This is a genomic window from Hymenobacter metallilatus, assembly GCF_003944705.1.
GTDB classification, from domain to species: domain Bacteria; phylum Bacteroidota; class Bacteroidia; order Cytophagales; family Hymenobacteraceae; genus Hymenobacter; species Hymenobacter metallilatus.
Window position 1 is genome coordinate 109,650 of sequence record NZ_RWIS01000013.1, and the last position, 14,150, is coordinate 123,799.

At 59.5% G+C, this 14,150-nt stretch carries 15 protein-coding genes; 7 read left to right on the forward strand and 8 right to left on the reverse strand.

Features of this window, described 5'->3' with window-relative positions; translation table 11 throughout:
* Positions 1-5: 5 nt before the first annotated feature.
* Positions 6-1,601 (forward strand): hypothetical protein, encoded by a 1,596-nt coding sequence (locus EI290_RS17710; protein WP_125433002.1) that lies wholly within the window; start codon positions 6-8, stop codon positions 1,599-1,601.
* A 143-nt stretch (positions 1,602-1,744) separates the two neighbouring features.
* Here the strand turns inward: EI290_RS17710 and EI290_RS17715 are convergent, their stop codons facing one another.
* Complete coding sequence (locus EI290_RS17715) at positions 1,745-2,872, reverse strand: DNA topoisomerase IB (RefSeq protein WP_125433003.1); 1,128 nt, start codon at positions 2,870-2,872, stop codon at positions 1,745-1,747.
* A 297-nt stretch (positions 2,873-3,169) separates the two neighbouring features.
* On the opposite strand from EI290_RS17715, the gene EI290_RS17720 reads away from it, so the two are divergent.
* On the forward strand, positions 3,170-3,970 hold the full coding sequence (locus EI290_RS17720) for a M48 family metalloprotease (RefSeq protein ID WP_246008990.1): 801 nt from the start codon (positions 3,170-3,172) through the stop codon (positions 3,968-3,970).
* 148 nt (positions 3,971-4,118) lie between these two features.
* Complete coding sequence (locus tag EI290_RS17725) at positions 4,119-5,303, forward strand: App1 family protein (protein ID WP_125433005.1); 1,185 nt, start codon at positions 4,119-4,121, stop codon at positions 5,301-5,303.
* A 203-nt stretch (positions 5,304-5,506) separates the two neighbouring features.
* Here the strand turns inward: EI290_RS17725 and EI290_RS17730 are convergent, their stop codons facing one another.
* Together EI290_RS17730 and mtgA are read right to left on the reverse strand one after the other, a co-directional pair.
* Complete coding sequence (locus EI290_RS17730) at positions 5,507-5,950, reverse strand: YybH family protein (RefSeq protein WP_125433050.1); 444 nt, start codon at positions 5,948-5,950, stop codon at positions 5,507-5,509.
* A 162-nt stretch (positions 5,951-6,112) separates the two neighbouring features.
* Positions 6,113-6,862, reverse strand: a complete 750-nt coding sequence (gene mtgA, locus EI290_RS17735) for a monofunctional biosynthetic peptidoglycan transglycosylase (protein WP_125433006.1) — start codon at positions 6,860-6,862, stop codon at positions 6,113-6,115.
* Positions 6,863-7,127: 265 nt separating this feature from the next.
* On the opposite strand from mtgA, the gene EI290_RS17740 reads away from it, so the two are divergent.
* Together EI290_RS17740 and EI290_RS17745 are read left to right on the forward strand one after the other, a co-directional pair.
* Positions 7,128-7,760 (forward strand): LON peptidase substrate-binding domain-containing protein, encoded by a 633-nt coding sequence (locus EI290_RS17740; RefSeq protein ID WP_125433007.1) that lies wholly within the window; start codon positions 7,128-7,130, stop codon positions 7,758-7,760.
* 149 nt (positions 7,761-7,909) lie between these two features.
* A complete protein-coding gene (locus EI290_RS17745; protein WP_185817064.1) occupies positions 7,910-9,076 on the forward strand; it encodes a metallophosphoesterase in 1,167 nt (388 codons plus the stop codon).
* Here the strand turns inward: EI290_RS17745 and EI290_RS17750 are convergent.
* Positions 9,073-9,978, reverse strand: a complete 906-nt coding sequence (locus EI290_RS17750; protein WP_125433009.1) for a diacylglycerol/lipid kinase family protein — start codon at positions 9,976-9,978, stop codon at positions 9,073-9,075. The two genes, EI290_RS17745 and EI290_RS17750, sit on opposite strands and share 4 nt — an antisense overlap.
* 86 nt (positions 9,979-10,064) lie before the next feature.
* Positions 10,065-10,874 (reverse strand): M48 family metallopeptidase, encoded by an 810-nt coding sequence (locus tag EI290_RS17755; protein ID WP_125433010.1) that lies wholly within the window; start codon positions 10,872-10,874, stop codon positions 10,065-10,067.
* 190 nt (positions 10,875-11,064) lie between these two features.
* On the opposite strand from EI290_RS17755, the gene EI290_RS17760 reads away from it, so the two are divergent.
* Positions 11,065-11,259 (forward strand): hypothetical protein, encoded by a 195-nt coding sequence (locus EI290_RS17760; protein WP_125433011.1) that lies wholly within the window; start codon positions 11,065-11,067, stop codon positions 11,257-11,259.
* A gap of 85 nt (positions 11,260-11,344) precedes the next feature.
* Here the strand turns inward: EI290_RS17760 and EI290_RS17765 are convergent, their stop codons facing one another.
* Positions 11,345-12,166 (reverse strand): murein L,D-transpeptidase catalytic domain family protein, encoded by an 822-nt coding sequence (locus tag EI290_RS17765; RefSeq protein WP_125433012.1) that lies wholly within the window; start codon positions 12,164-12,166, stop codon positions 11,345-11,347.
* Positions 12,167-12,283: 117 nt separating this feature from the next.
* Between EI290_RS17765 and EI290_RS17770 the strand changes: the two genes are divergently transcribed.
* Positions 12,284-12,691 carry a hypothetical protein gene (locus EI290_RS17770; protein ID WP_125433013.1) on the forward strand — a complete coding sequence of 136 codons (408 nt, stop codon included), beginning with the start codon at positions 12,284-12,286 and terminating at the stop codon, positions 12,689-12,691.
* A gap of 293 nt (positions 12,692-12,984) precedes the next feature.
* Here the strand turns inward: EI290_RS17770 and EI290_RS17775 are convergent, their stop codons facing one another.
* Positions 12,985-13,389, reverse strand: coding sequence for a hypothetical protein (locus EI290_RS17775; RefSeq protein ID WP_125433014.1), 405 nt, complete (start codon positions 13,387-13,389; stop codon positions 12,985-12,987).
* 257 nt (positions 13,390-13,646) lie between these two features.
* Complete coding sequence (locus EI290_RS17780) at positions 13,647-14,120, reverse strand: DUF4199 domain-containing protein (RefSeq protein ID WP_125433015.1); 474 nt, start codon at positions 14,118-14,120, stop codon at positions 13,647-13,649.
* Positions 14,121-14,150: the final 30 nt, after the last annotated feature.

Genomic DNA, 14,150 nt, shown 5'->3' on the forward strand with positions numbered 1-14,150 from the left:
CCTGCATGACTGCACGTTTCTCCTCCCTTTTTCTGCTGCTGGCCGCTGCCTCCTGCAGCCGCGACACCTACTTCCAGCCCGATGCCCGGGTTGACTATGCCTCGCCGCTGCCCCCCGGTACCGATAGTGCCCGGGTAACGGCGGGCCGCCATTACCGGCGGGGGCCGGTGGGCCGCTTTTTTCTGGGCAGCCACTACCGGCGGGCCTGGGCCCAGCCAGTGCTGTTACCGGTATTCAACCCCCAAACTGCCGTGCCGGGCGGCTTGCGCTTCGGCAAAGTTGGGGGCGGCTTTCAAACCACCAGCATGACGCTGCTGGGCCCCGACGGCCGCGGCTACGCCCTGCGCAGCATCGACAAAGACCCCTACCGCACCCTGCCCAAGGCACTGCGCCAGGGGTTTATACTCACCACCGTGCGCGACGCCACCTCGGCGGGTATGCCCTACGGTGCCTTTGTAGTGCCCCCGTTGGCCGCTGCGGCTGGCCTGCCGCATACATCACCCCGGGCATTTTATGTTCGCCCCGATGAGGATGGGCTGGGTGAAGCCTCCGAGCGGTTCCGGGGCAAAGTGGTGCTGCTGGAAGAGAAATTCGAAGGCAAGCAGAATATAGCCGGACCAGTGGCCGGGGCCCAGGACTTGGAAGAATCGGAAGACGTGCTGGAGGCCCGGTACGCCTCGCCCCAGCATCGGCTGGATGGGGAAACCTACGTGCGCGCCCGCCTGCTGGACCTGTGGCTGGGCGACTGGGACCGGCACGAGGGCCAATGGAGCTGGGCCGGCTACCGGCAGGCCACTGGCTATACACTCTGGAAACCCGTTCCCCAAGACCGGGACCAGGTTTTTTTTCGCTTTGATGATGGGGTGATACCGTGGCTAATAAGCCGGCTGGCGGCCAAGTTCCGGACATTTAAGCCCCGCTATGAGAGCATAGAAGGCTACACCCGTAATGCGGTTTTCATAGATGAGCGGGCCCTGGCGGCGGTACCCCGCAGCAGTTACCTGCAGGCGGCCCGGGACTTGCAGCTCCGCCTCACCGACGCCGTGCTGGAACAGGCAGTGCGGCAGGGTCTACCACCCGAAGTGTACCGCCTGGAAGGCCGGAATATAATAACTGCCCTGCAGGCCCGCCGGACCGCCCTGCCTCAGGCTGCCGCCGACTTTTACCGGCTGAAAGCCCGCACGGTAATGGTAGCAGGCACCGATGAAGACGAGCGGTTTGTGGTGGAGCGCCTGCACGATACGGCCACGGTGGTATCGGTGTACACGCTGCCGCTGAACCGCCAGAATCCGGCGGCCTCGTTGCAGTACCGGCGCAGCTTCAACCCGGCCTATACCCGCACAGTGGTTTTGCACGGCTTACAAGGCAAGGATGAGTTTCTGGTATCGGGCACGGTGCACCGCTCACCGGTACTGGCTGTGTACGGCGGCCCCGATGCCGACCTGCTTCAGGACTCCTCCCGCGTGGCCGGTCTGCGCAAGCGTACCCGTTTTTTCGATACCAAACGCAACAACAGCCTGCAACCCGGCCCCGAAACCAAAGACCGCACCGACCACAGCGTCCGGTCCCATGCCTTCGACCGGGACGGCTCGGGAAGGTGAGGGATGAAGGATGAAGGATGAAGGATGAAGGATAAGGGATAAAGGACAAGGGACAATAATCTAACGGTGTCCTTTATCCCTTATCCTTTATCCCTTATCCTTCATCCCTTATCCTTCATCCCTTATCCTTCATCCCTTATCCTTCATCCCTTATCCTTTTCCAACTCCGCCAGCATGTCCAGCACCATATGTTCGGTGGGGGTTAGCAGGTCGTTTTCCGAAGGGTCCGCATCGTGGCGGCGTAGGTAGTCGATGAGTTTGTCGGAGTTAAACAGCTCGATGACCTGCGGGTGGATGTAGTATTTGGAGCACACGGTGGGCGTGTTGCCCAGGTTTTCGGCTACATCCTTCACCGCACGCTTCAGCGTTTTGGGCTTGGGAAAATCCGGCTCTTCGTCCAGTATCCGTTCCAGGCACTCCACCATCTTCACGGTACCACCCCAGGTCCGGAAATCCTTGGCGGAAAGGCTCAGGCCTGTTACCTCGTGCAGGTAGTCGTTTACGTCGCCCGATTCCAGCTCCTGCCGGTGGCCGTCGGGAGTGTAGTACTGAAACAGGTGCTGCCCCGGTATTTCCTTGCATTTCTGTACCAGCCGGGCCAGCTTCCGGTCATGAATGGTGAGGTCGTGCGGCACGCCCTTCTTCCCCACAAAGCTGAAGCGCACATCGGCCCCACTCACCTGCACGTGCTTGTCGCGCAGGGTGGTAAGGCCGTACGTTTTGTTTTTCTTGGCGTACTCCTTATTGCCCACCCGCATAAACGACTGGTCCATCAGGGTAAGCACCAGGGCCACCACCTTCTGTTTGTCCAGCTGAGGCCGCTGCAAATCCTGGTGCATACGGGCGCGCAGCTCGGCCAGCTTCTCGCCAAAAGCCCGCAGCCGGCTGAATTTGGTAAGGGAGCGAGCCTGGTCCCAGGCCGGATGGTAGAGGTACTGCTTCCGGCCTTTCGCGTCGCGGCCGGTTACCTGCAGGTGGGTGGTGGCGGAAGGCGAAATCCATACCTCCGTCCAGGCCGGCGGAATCACGAAGCCCCGAATCCGGGTCAACGTTTTTTCATCCTTCACCGGCTCTCCCTTAGCTGTCTGATACGCAAAGCTGCCGTTGCTGGTGGGTACGCGGGTAAGGCCGGGTTTAGTATCGGGGAGGTAGCGCAGGCCGGCCAGCTCGGCCTGCCGGGCCGGATCCTTGTAGAGCACATGCGCCTCCTCCAGGGGGGTGAGGCGCTTTTTTTTGATTTTAGGGCGGGGGGTGGAAGTGGCCGTTGCCATAGAGCGGTAGAAACGTAAAAATCCGTTGATAGTAACGGAGCCTCTCTCTACGCAGGAATGCCGCACAGGGTGCCAGCCACCTGCCAGCGGGCCACTCGCCGGACAGTCGGTACCGGGGCCGGCTGCTTTTTTTCAGGCTGATTCTGCGGGCTGTAGCCCTGGCTGGCGGCTGCCCCATGTAACACCTGCTGCCGGCCGGCCGTTAGGAGGCTGCAGCTCTGGCATTGTTTTCTCTAAGAAGCCTGCATTCTGTTCCTTTTCCTTCCCATTTCAATTTCTCGCGAAGTCATGCGAAATATGTTGCAAAAAACCGGCCTGCTTGCGGGCCTTGCCCTTACGCTGGCAGGTGCTGCCTCCTGCTCCAAAGACGGCGACGGAGTACTGTTGTTTTCCGTGGAAGACGACAAAGCCCTGGGTGAAAAAGTAGCCGCCCAAACCGATTCCACCTTCCGGGCCAAGGGCCAGCTGCTGGAACCCGGCAGCAACCCTCAGGCTTACGCCGCCCTGGGCCGTATTGTAACGCGGGTGTTGGATAACGGCAAGCTCCAATACCGCAACGAGTTTCCCTGGGATGTAAAAATCATCCGCGACGATGCCACTCAGAATGCCTTTGCCACGCCCGGCGGCCATATTTACGTGTACTCGGGCCTGATTAAGTTTCTGGATAACGAAACCCAGCTGGCCGGGGTGCTGGGTCACGAAATTGCTCACGCCGACCGGCGCCACACCTCCCGCCAGCTGCAGAGCCAGTATGGCATTAGTGTGCTGCTAAGCCTGCTGCTGGGTGAGAATGAGAATACGCTGGTAAATGTGGCCGCCAGCCTGGGCCAGCTCAAATTCAGCCGCGACTACGAAACCGAGGCTGATGCTTACTCCGTGGAATACCTGAACGGAACGAACTACTATGCCTGCGACGGAGCGGCCGGCTTCTTTATCAAGGCTCAGAATGAAGGGCAGCAGAACCCCCCGGAATTTTTGAGCACCCACCCCGACCCCGGCTCCCGCATTCAGAATATCCAAACCAAAGCCGACCAGCTGAGCTGCCGCAACCGCTCGGCCGGCAACTCCGATTTTGCCGCGTTGCGTAGCGCGCTGTAAAACACCTGCTAGTTCAGTAAATCAGGCTCCCGGAGAATTCTTCGGGAGCTTTTTTTATCTGTTTTCTACAGTTTCGCACCCTGGCACAACACAGCCCTAGTGGTTTTGCGTAGGCAAACCACTGGTAAACCGCTTTATACTACGCCTGATGGCTCCACTTCTAAGCAAACTCAACGACTGGGCCGAACGGGCCGACGATGCCCTGACCCGCACCCGCGCCCGCCTGGGCCTGCTGCATCCGTTGCAACTGGTACCCTACCGCAGCTACGGCACCCCGGAGCGCCTGTACGTGAAAGGCCGCCTGCTTACTGATAAGGGCATTAGTGAGGCTGACCCAGCTGATTCGCGCTGGCACAACCTGCTGAATATGTACCGGCGCTTCGACAGCAACGAAATCAGCGGGGCCCAGCTCAGCGTGCTGCCCGCCGATGGCTCCGACCACACTGTGGTATCGGATGAGGAGGGCTATTTCACCTTGAATCTGGCTCCTAAGGCGCTGCCCGAGCCCGTTGACTACCTGTGGTATCCGGTAGAGGTACTACTGCGCCGGGCACCGGCCCCGTTCCCGACGCCCCCGGCCCTCACCACCCGGGCCATGGTGCTCATTCCCCCTCCCGACGCGGAATACGGCATCATTTCCGACCTCGACGACACAGTAATTCAGACCTCGGCCACCGATTTGCTGCGCATGGCCCGTACGGTACTACTGCGCAATGCCCGCTCCCGGCTGCCCTTCAAAGGCGTGGCCGAGTTCTACCGGCAGTTACAATTGGGCCGTAACGGCAAGCGCAACAACCCTTTCTTCTACGTATCCTCCTCACCCTGGAATCTGTATGACTTGCTGGAGGATTTCCTGCACCTGAACGAAATTCCGCCCGGGCCGCTGCTGCTCCGGGACATGGCCCTTAAGCGCAAGCAGGCTGGGGCCGAGTCGGAGCACCATGGCCACAAGCTCAAGGAAATTGACAACCTGCTCCTCACCTACCCCAAGCTGCCCTTTGTGCTCATTGGCGACTCAGGCCAGGAGGATGCCAATATTTACCGGGAAGTTGTGCGCCGTCACCCCGGCCGTGTGCTGGCCATCTACATCCGCGACGTGAACCTGCCGGACCGGGCGGCCATGGTGCAGAAAGTATCTGAGGAGCTGCACAACGATAAAGTGGAAATGCTGCTGGTGAAAGATACCGTGCAGGCTGCCCAGCACGCCGCTAACACGGGGCTGGTATTTCAGGCCGCCGTACCCGCCGTGGAGCAGGAAAAGCAAAAGGATGAAGCCGCCCCCGAAGCCGCCGACCTGGACGGCGAAGGCTCCGGTGAACCAGTAATGCAGTAGAGTGACGGAGTAGCTGAGTGACAGAGTAGCGGAGGACCTGAGTAGGAAGACTCAGTCATTCTGAGCGCAGCGAAGGACCTTATCCCGTTGGAACGACAACCGTAGCCACTACTCGTTCCAGCGGGATAAGGTCCTTCGCTATGCTCAGGATGACCGAGACCAGCTGAACAATTACTCCGCTACTCAGCTACTCAGCTACCCGCTCAGCTCGAATGGTCGGCTACTACTACCCACTGGCCGTTGATGCGGCGGAACACCAGCAGGAAATGGCCCTGTAAGTCGCCGGCTGAGGGACGGGCCAGATGCCAGCGGCCAATCACCTGCGCGGCATCGGGGCTGAGGGGTTGCACGCGCAGGTTGCTGAAATCAAGCTGGCCCATGGCAGCCGGCGTGGGGTAGCTGCGGCGGTAGTTGTCGAGGGTGCGCTGCCAGCCGTAGGTCAGACCGCTTTTGCCAATGAACACCAACGAATCGTTCTGCCAGTAGCCCTGCATGAAGCCCGCTACATCGCCCCGGTTCCAGGCGGCCGTTTGGGTAGTAAGCACCTCCAGGATAGCCCGGCGGGCGGCAGCCGTATCGGCGGTGGAAGGCGGCCGGGTGGTAGTGCAGGCGCTGCTAAGCAGCAAAGCGCCGAGCGGGAAGTACATAGATTTCATAAGCGGAAGCGGCTGGACAGTGTGCAAAATAACGACGTAGCGCGGGCTTCCGCCCGTGGCTCTTTCCAATGAGTTGCGCATCGGGCCTTGAAGCCGTAACCAGCTGCGGGCAGAAGCCCGCGCTGCGGCTTGCCTACGCAGTTTTGCCAACGGTTATTTCTCCATTAACTCCCGCACGTACACTGAGCCGCGCAGCTGCCGCATCCGGCGGAGTACGCGCCGCTGCTTGGCCCGGGCCTGGGGCCCCGGGTTGCTGGCCCGAAACCGCAAGGGGTTGGGCAACACTCCCGCCAGCAGGGCAGCCTCCTGGGGGTTCAACTCGCGGGCCGACTTATGAAAATACCGCTGGGAAGCCGCCTCGGCCCCGAAAATACAGTCGCCCATTTCGGCTACGTTCAGGTACATTTCCATGATGCGGCGCTTGTTCCAGAGCAGCTCAATGAGCAGGGTAAAGTAGGCTTCGGCTGCTTTGCGCACGTAGCTGCGCCCGTGCCACAGAAACACGTTTTTGGCAACCTGCTGCGAGATAGTGCTGCCCCCGCGCAGTTGCTTCTTGCCGCTCATGTTCGATTTAGCTGCCTTCATCAGGGCGTCGCCGTCGAAGCCGTGGTGCAGCAGGAAGCGCTGGTCTTCGGCTGCTACCAGGGCCAGCGGCAGCTGCGGCGACACCTCCTCCAGGCTCAGAAACTGGTAACGAATACACCGATCGGCTTCCTGAATGCCGTAGTAGCCTTTGCCCACCGGCGCGTGGGCGCGGCGGTCCAGCATCAGCCAGGTGGCCGGCGGGCTTACCCAGCGGTAAATCAGTACCCAGGCCACCGAGGTCAGAAACAACGCGGCCACTACCTGAAGTGCTATCCTGCCGACCCGGCGAGCGGTTTGCCTGTAATCCGTCACGAGCATTTTTGCCTGAGGTGTGCCGGCTTCCCAGCGGAAAGCCAGCCGTAAAAATAGCGCCCGGGGGCGGACAATAGACTACGGGGGCCGGATTTCTGCTACTGCTCGCGAGCCAATCTGCTTGCAAAGCTGTTATAGGAGCAGCACGCTGGCTGACCGATGCCCTGGGTCACGTCAGGATTATTTCCGCATATTGGCTCCGCGCCCCGGTGCGCCGGCCGCAACCGGTATTTCTGCCTCTGCCCTCTTCTCACTCTACCCACCCACTGCAATGCGTCAGCTGGCCCTGTTTCCACTTAACCTGGTTGTGTTCCCCGGCGAGAAACTCAACCTGCACATTTTCGAACCCCGCTACCGCCAGCTGGTGCATGACTGCCTCCAGGACAACATCACCTTTGGCATTCCGCCCTACATCAACGGGGGAGTGAGCACCCTGGGCACGGAAATGCGGCTGGTCAGCATCGAGAAAACCTACCCATCCGGGGAAATGGATATTCGCACCAAAGCCATTGGGCTATTCCAGGTGCGGGAGTTTTTCCATGAGCTGCCCGGCAAGCTCTACGCCGGCGCCAACGTGGAGCCGCTGCCCGACGATACGGCGGCCGATGTGGTAATGCACCACCAGACCCGGACGCTGATTCAGCAGCTGTACGAGATTCTGGGGTTGCGGCGGCTGCTGCTGGAGCTACCCGACAACTTCCGCTCCTACGAAGTAGCTCACCACCTGGGCATGAGCACTGAGCAGGAATACCAGCTGCTGGAAGCGGCCACCGAGGTAGAACGCCAGCAGCTGGTGCTGGCCCACCTCGACCACGTGCTGCCGGTACTGCAGGAAACCGAGCGGCTCAAGGAGCGGGTGCGCCTCAACGGGCATTTCAAAAACCTGACTCCGCCCGCATTCTGAGGCTTTTCCGGCGGTAGGCGGCGGATTATGGCCCCTATGGCACCAACTACCAGGGGTTTGCGTACAGTACTAACTACTCACGCTATACGTTTGCTGTGCCGGTATTCTCATTTGCGCCGTACGCTCTGATTTTTCTGGCGGGACTTCTCTTGCTCTGGCTCCTGCGCCGGTACGTGCAGGAGCGCCGCTACCGCCGCCGGCCCTACGTGGCCCCGGCCTGCAACGACTGGGCCCGGCAGCCGCTGCCGGCGGAAGCCCCGGTTCATCGGGTGGCCTTGCTCGGCGACCCGGGCGCCGTGGCCACCACCGGCCCCGACCCCGTTTTGCAGCTGCTGGAAAGCTGGCAGCAGGAAACCGGTCCGGCCGGCACCATCATTCTGCTCGGCGACAATATCTACCCCGTGGGAATGCCCGCGCCCGACCACCCAAAGCGGGCCCTGGCCGAAGCCCGCTTCGATGCGCTTCTTACTTCGCTAGGCCGCTTTCCGGGCCAAGTGGTGCTGCTCAGCGGCAACCACGACTGGAACAAAGGCCGCTCCGACGGCTGGCAGTACCTGCGCCGGCAGGAAGCCTACGTACGGGCAAAGCTGCCCACGGCCCACTACCTGCCACTGGATGGCGCGCCGGGCCCCGTATCCTTGCAGTTGGCTCCCGGTGTACTACTGGTGGTACTGAATACGCAATGGTGGGTGCAGCGCGGCCCCCGCCCCACCGCCGACACCAAGGAGCCTTTCCGCCAGCTCCGGCAACTGCTGGAAGCCAACCGCCACCAGCGGGTGCTGGTGGCCGGGCATCATCCGCTGTATTCCAACGCCCTGCACGGCGGCAAGTTTACGGCCAAGCAGCACATCTTTCCGCTGACTACCGTGCACAAGCAGGCCTACGTGCCCCTGCCGTTGGTGGGTTCTCTGCTGCCTTTGTACCGCAAGCTGCTGGGAGCCGCCGAAGACATGGCCCACCCCCGCTACCGCAAAATGCGCCGCCGCCTGCTGCGCGTACTCCACGACTTTCCGGATGTGGTGTATGCCGCCGGCCACGACCATAACCTGCAGTATTTCCAGCGCCAGGGCGGGCACTACCTGGTAAGCGGGGCGGGCAGCAAAACGGCCTTCGTGCAGAAGGGCGGCCGGGCCACCTTCGTGCACGAGCACACCGGGTTTTTCAGTCTGGACTTCTACCCCCAGCACACCTGGCTGCGTACTCTGGAGCCCGGCAACGCCACCGAGGTATTCCGGTTGCAACTGTACCCGGCACCAGCGGCCGCCCCGCCGGTAGTGCCGCTGCCCCGGCAGGTGGAGCAGCTGCTCAGCCGCTAAGCCGCAGCGGGCGGCGGCACCAGCACCCGCAGGCTGCCGGGCTGAATGTGGACCTCCACCGGCGTAGGCAGCTGATGCGGCTCCCCATCCACCTGCACCAGCACCTCCGTGGCCCCCGGCACCGTAATGCGGGCCCAGCGGCAGGGCAGCCGCCGGGTGTAGTCCGAATCGTCAAAGTCACTAGTATATAGGCGGTAGAGCAGGCCGGGCGCGGCGGTATTCGGAAACGGGGCAATCAGGCACAGCTCAAACTGTCCGTCATCGAGCTGGCTATGGGGGTTGATAACCACGTTGCTCCCGAACGTAGTAGCATTGGCTATGGTCAGCATAAAGGCCTCGCCAGTCCAGGTTTCCCGGTCGGTTTCGATGTGGTAGGCGGCCGGCTGGTAGGCGGCGTACTCCTGGGTAGCAATGCGCACGTAGGCTCCGGGGCCGCGGGCATTGCCCTGGTCAAATTTCTGTACAATCAGGGCATTAAAGCCAATATCGGCCAGATGGGCGGCAAACAGCCCCCCAACCCGCAGCGTATCCAGGGTGCGGATGGTGTAGTCCCAGGTTAGGCGCAGGGCGGCTGTTACCTCCTGTGGAATGCCTACGTCCTTCGACAGCCCATTGCCCGAACCCAGCGGGATAATCCCCAGGGGCAGACTACTGCCACTTACGGCCTCGGCCACCAGACTCACGGTACCATCACCACCAGCCGCAAATACGGCATCGTAGGGGTGCCGGCCAAGGTGCTGCTGCAATTGGGCCAGGTCCTGCTGGCCGGTGGTATGAAAAAATGATGCCGTACGGCCCCGCTCGGTACAATACGCCGCTATGGTTGCTTCCAAGTCCGTTTTGTCGACGTCGCCGGAAATGGGGTTAAGCACAAACAAGAGGTGGCGAAGTTGCGCAGGCATACGAGTAATAAGTGAAAAACGAACCGCTACACCTATAAAAACATAGCCAGCAATACGCTGGCTAGGTAGAATGGTATAGATGGCCGCTAGGGCTTCAGGTTGGCCGGCAGCCCCTGCGGGTAGTCAGCTGCAATATCGCGCTGTAGCTCCTGAATACGGTTGCCGGGGTTGGGGTGAGTGCTCAGGAATTCGGGTGGATTACTGCCACTGTTTGCCTGTTCTAGAACCTGCATCACCTGAATCATGGACCGGGGGTCGTAGCCGGCGGAGGGGGTAAAGTCAACGGCCAGCTTATCCGCTTCCAACTCGTCTTCGCGGCCGTAGCGCAGCGTCAGGAGCTTGCCTACCATGGCGGCGGCGGCAGCACTGGCGGCGGTGCCAGGACGGTCCGGGTCGTAGAGGCCAATGGCAGCGGCACCGGTCAGGCCGTTGGTCAGCTGCGACTTGGCCACCTGCTCAGCGGAGTGCCGGGCCACCACATGCCCGATTTCATGGGCTAGCACGCCGGCCACCTGGCCTTCGGTTTTCAGGTTTTTCAACAGGCCGGCCGTGATAAACACCTGCCCGCCCGGCAGCGCAAAGGCGTTGATGGTATTCTCATCGGCCAGCAGATGGAACTGAAATTTGTAGGGCGTCTGGCTGGCTTTGGTGCTGCGCACTATCTGCTGACCTATGCGCTCCACGGCGGCTCCAGCCTGCCGGTCCGGATGGATGCCGCCGTACTGCTGGGCCATTTCGGGGGCTGCCTGCAGGCCCAGGGCTATTTCCTGCTCCGCCGACATGTTCACGTGCTGAACTTCGCCGGTTACCTCATTTTTCTGGGTATTGCAGTAGTAGGGAATGAACGCAAAGGCGGCCATTACCAGGGCTATTATGTAGCGAAGATTGCCTCTCATGATGGGGTGTAGGGAAGGGAGTGGAGAAGTGCGAAACCCGGACAAAACGGCCGGCACGCCTTGTAACGCGCCGTTTTCCTTAGGGTTGCCCGGGCGCTTGAAACCCAAATTCCCGGGATGCACGTATCAGCCCGTATTCCGCTGCCTTCAGTCGGTAGCCTCCCGCCTTCATTGTAACCTCCCCTTTATTATGAATCAGAAACGCACTTTCGGCAGCATTCTTACTGTGCTCGGTATCATCGGCATTATTCTGGGAGCCTTGGGCTTCCTGGGCATTGGCGGCCTGGGCCTCAGTAAAATGAACTCGCTGGTCCCCTTTGTGGTAGGCCTGATCTTCTTTTTTGCCGGCATCAACCTGGTCCGCACCACCGGCGACCGGGCTTAGTCCACTCCTACTACCACGCGGCCCCGCCTCTGCCTGAAGCAGAAGCGGGGCCGCGTGTTGTTCAGTAACGAAGGTACCCAGGCTGCTAGCCGGGGTGCTGGAGCAAGCCTTTGTACTGGGCAAATGCCAGCAGGGCGCCGTCCAGCTGCAGCCACTGCGACTGATAGGCAGTAGCTGTAGGGCCGTTGGCAAATACCACTGAGCCTCCCTTGATGGTACGAATGATACCAGGCGTTTGGGCCACCGGTAGGGCCGGGCAACCCTGGCTGCGGCCCAGGCGGCCGTGCTGACGTACAAATGCCTGGCTCACGTAGTCGGCCCCGTGTACCACCACTGAGCGGGAAAGCGCATTGGTATTATAGCCGGTGTCTACCCCGTGTAGCTTCAGCGACAGGCCGTGCTTCCCTTGATAGGTGTTGCCCGTAATATAGAAGCCCAGGCTGCTCATCTCGGAACCTTCCCGGTTGGAAAATGACTGTGCAAACTCCTCGCCGGTGTTTTTGCCGTGCGCCACCAGCGTATGATGCACCAGCCGCCCCTGGGCCAGGTCAACCACCCACAGCCGCTCCCGCGTACTGGACTGGCTAAAGTCGATGATGGTAATGGTATGGCACCGGTTGCTGATGGTACCGCGCTGCTGCAGGTTATAGAAGCCTACCAATGCCTTGCGGTATGTGGTAAGAGGCAAGCCGGCCGCCAGCAGCCCCGCGTGGGTGTAAGTAGCGGCTATATGCTGCTCGAAAGCAGCCATGTACATGGTGCGCACCGGGGCACTCAGCCCAGTTGGGGCGGGAGCTTCATCTACCAGAGGAACTGCCGTACCAGCCGCTGTAATGGCAGCTGCCGGGGCAAACCAGGAGAAACACGTCAGAAACAAACCGGTGGCAACAGTCGGCAAATTCGTCATCGGCTAAACTAGTCGGGGCGAAGGAAATTGAGGTAGCTTGCGCAGCGGCACTGCTATGGGCTAGCCAAAAATAGCACTTTTACTTTAAGCAACCTTGCCACGGTCAACTACTTACCCATGAAAACCGTTCCTACTTCCTTGATTAGGCCAATTTTTTTTCTCTGCACCCTGCTGGCTCTGGCAGGCTGCGGTCATGCATTGCCTCCCCTGCCCGACTTCGATTCGGCCAGTTGGCGAACCGACCAGTATGGTTGCCGCAACCAGCGGGCAGCCCAAGTACCTGTGCTGGAAAAACACCGGAATGATTTGTATGGCGCCCGAATCAACGATATTACCACTCTACTTGGTCATCCTGATGAGGAAGAGCTTGGTGAGCAAAGCGACAAAATATACATCTACTACGTGTCAGCGGGCATGCAGTGTGCTCCTGGTCATCCTCGCTCCTCCCGCAACCGGCTGCTCATCAGGAGTGGTGCCACTGGCACCGTCACCGAATTAATCCTACCAGTGCTCAAAAAAGATTAAATATAACTATTTATATAATTACAACTCCTCACTTTTGTCCTCCAACTCTGGGGCAAGAATATTCTTCCTCTAACTACTGAGGTGTAGTGTGCAGGTTGGCCGTTAGTGGTTAGTTGGAAACCAGTGTGGCTAAAATTGCGCTTGCCTTCCAGGCACTACCTTTCACCTACTTGTCTGATTGGGTCGCAACTGTCCTTGCGTGTACCTCCTAATCAGCATCCCCTAACAAAAAACGGCCATCTGCTCCCGGGAGCAGATGGCCATTTTTTGTTAGGGGCGTGTGCCGGAACTGGCTAGCCCAGCCCCCCATCAGTAGGGTTAGCCGGTTGCGCTGGCACCGCGTCGCGCTGCCGGTCGTCATGGAACAAGCTTAGTTGAGATGGTGTCAGGATGCGGCTACACTCTGTCTCGTACTGAGACTCTAGCTCCGCTAGTTTGGCGTTGCGCTCCAGGGGAGAGTCATGGTACTGCCACTGAATGTCTTCAATCCGGGCCAGTTTGATCTTGTTCACGGCGCGAAGCTGAATAATCTGTGCTTCATTCAGGTGCAGCTGCTCACTCATAGCGCGGGTGAGTCTTTCAACCTGAGTAGCGGAAGTCTCAGTCGACCCCGGCCGCTCGGCGTACCGGTCTTTCAGTTGAGCGTGGGCGGCTGGGCCAAAGCCAACCAGAAAAAAGAGAAAAAAAAGAGCTTTCATGAGAAACGGTGGAAAGCAGGCAGGTAAGTAATATAAGAACAGTACTGAGGGTGTAAACCAAATTTTCCTAAGGAAAATTCCATCAACCCCACCGTTCTTCAATACAAAAATATATTTTTTAAGTCATAAATGCAAGATGATATAAATTTATAACACAATTTTTTATAGAAATAATTATCAATTATACTCACTGCCTGATATAGCAAAGAAAGCCAGGCAATCTGCCCGGCTTTCATACAACGTTGGGGTGGGCGGGTTTATTCTAGGCCCGTCATAGGCTTATGGTCCGGGCTCTTGTAGTACTGCATGGCAATGAGGGAGATAATAACCCCGGTCATAGCTCCCTGCAGAATAATGGCCAAAAAGGCTATGGTTACCGACAAATCGAAGCCGAACAGATCCTGCGCCCGGATACCATCCATAATGTGCCGATTGAGCACACCAGCGTACAGGATAAAGAAAAAGCCGAATGCAACGGAGGCAACACCAGCCGTAATAATACCGGTGCCGAAACCATGCAGGTAGGGCATGCGGCCGTGTCGGCTGCGCTTATAGTGCGAAATAGCCATGCAAATGCCGATAATCATGATAACGCCATTCAGAAAGCTAAGCTCAATTTGCTCGGACAGGCCGAACAGGGAAGCCAGCAGAAAATATAGCATCATGCCTCCGGCCGTAAACAGACCGTAACGGACTCCGTTGGTTTCGGGAGTGAGGTGCGTAGTGGCCATACAATGGGTTGATTAAGTGGTGGAAGGGAA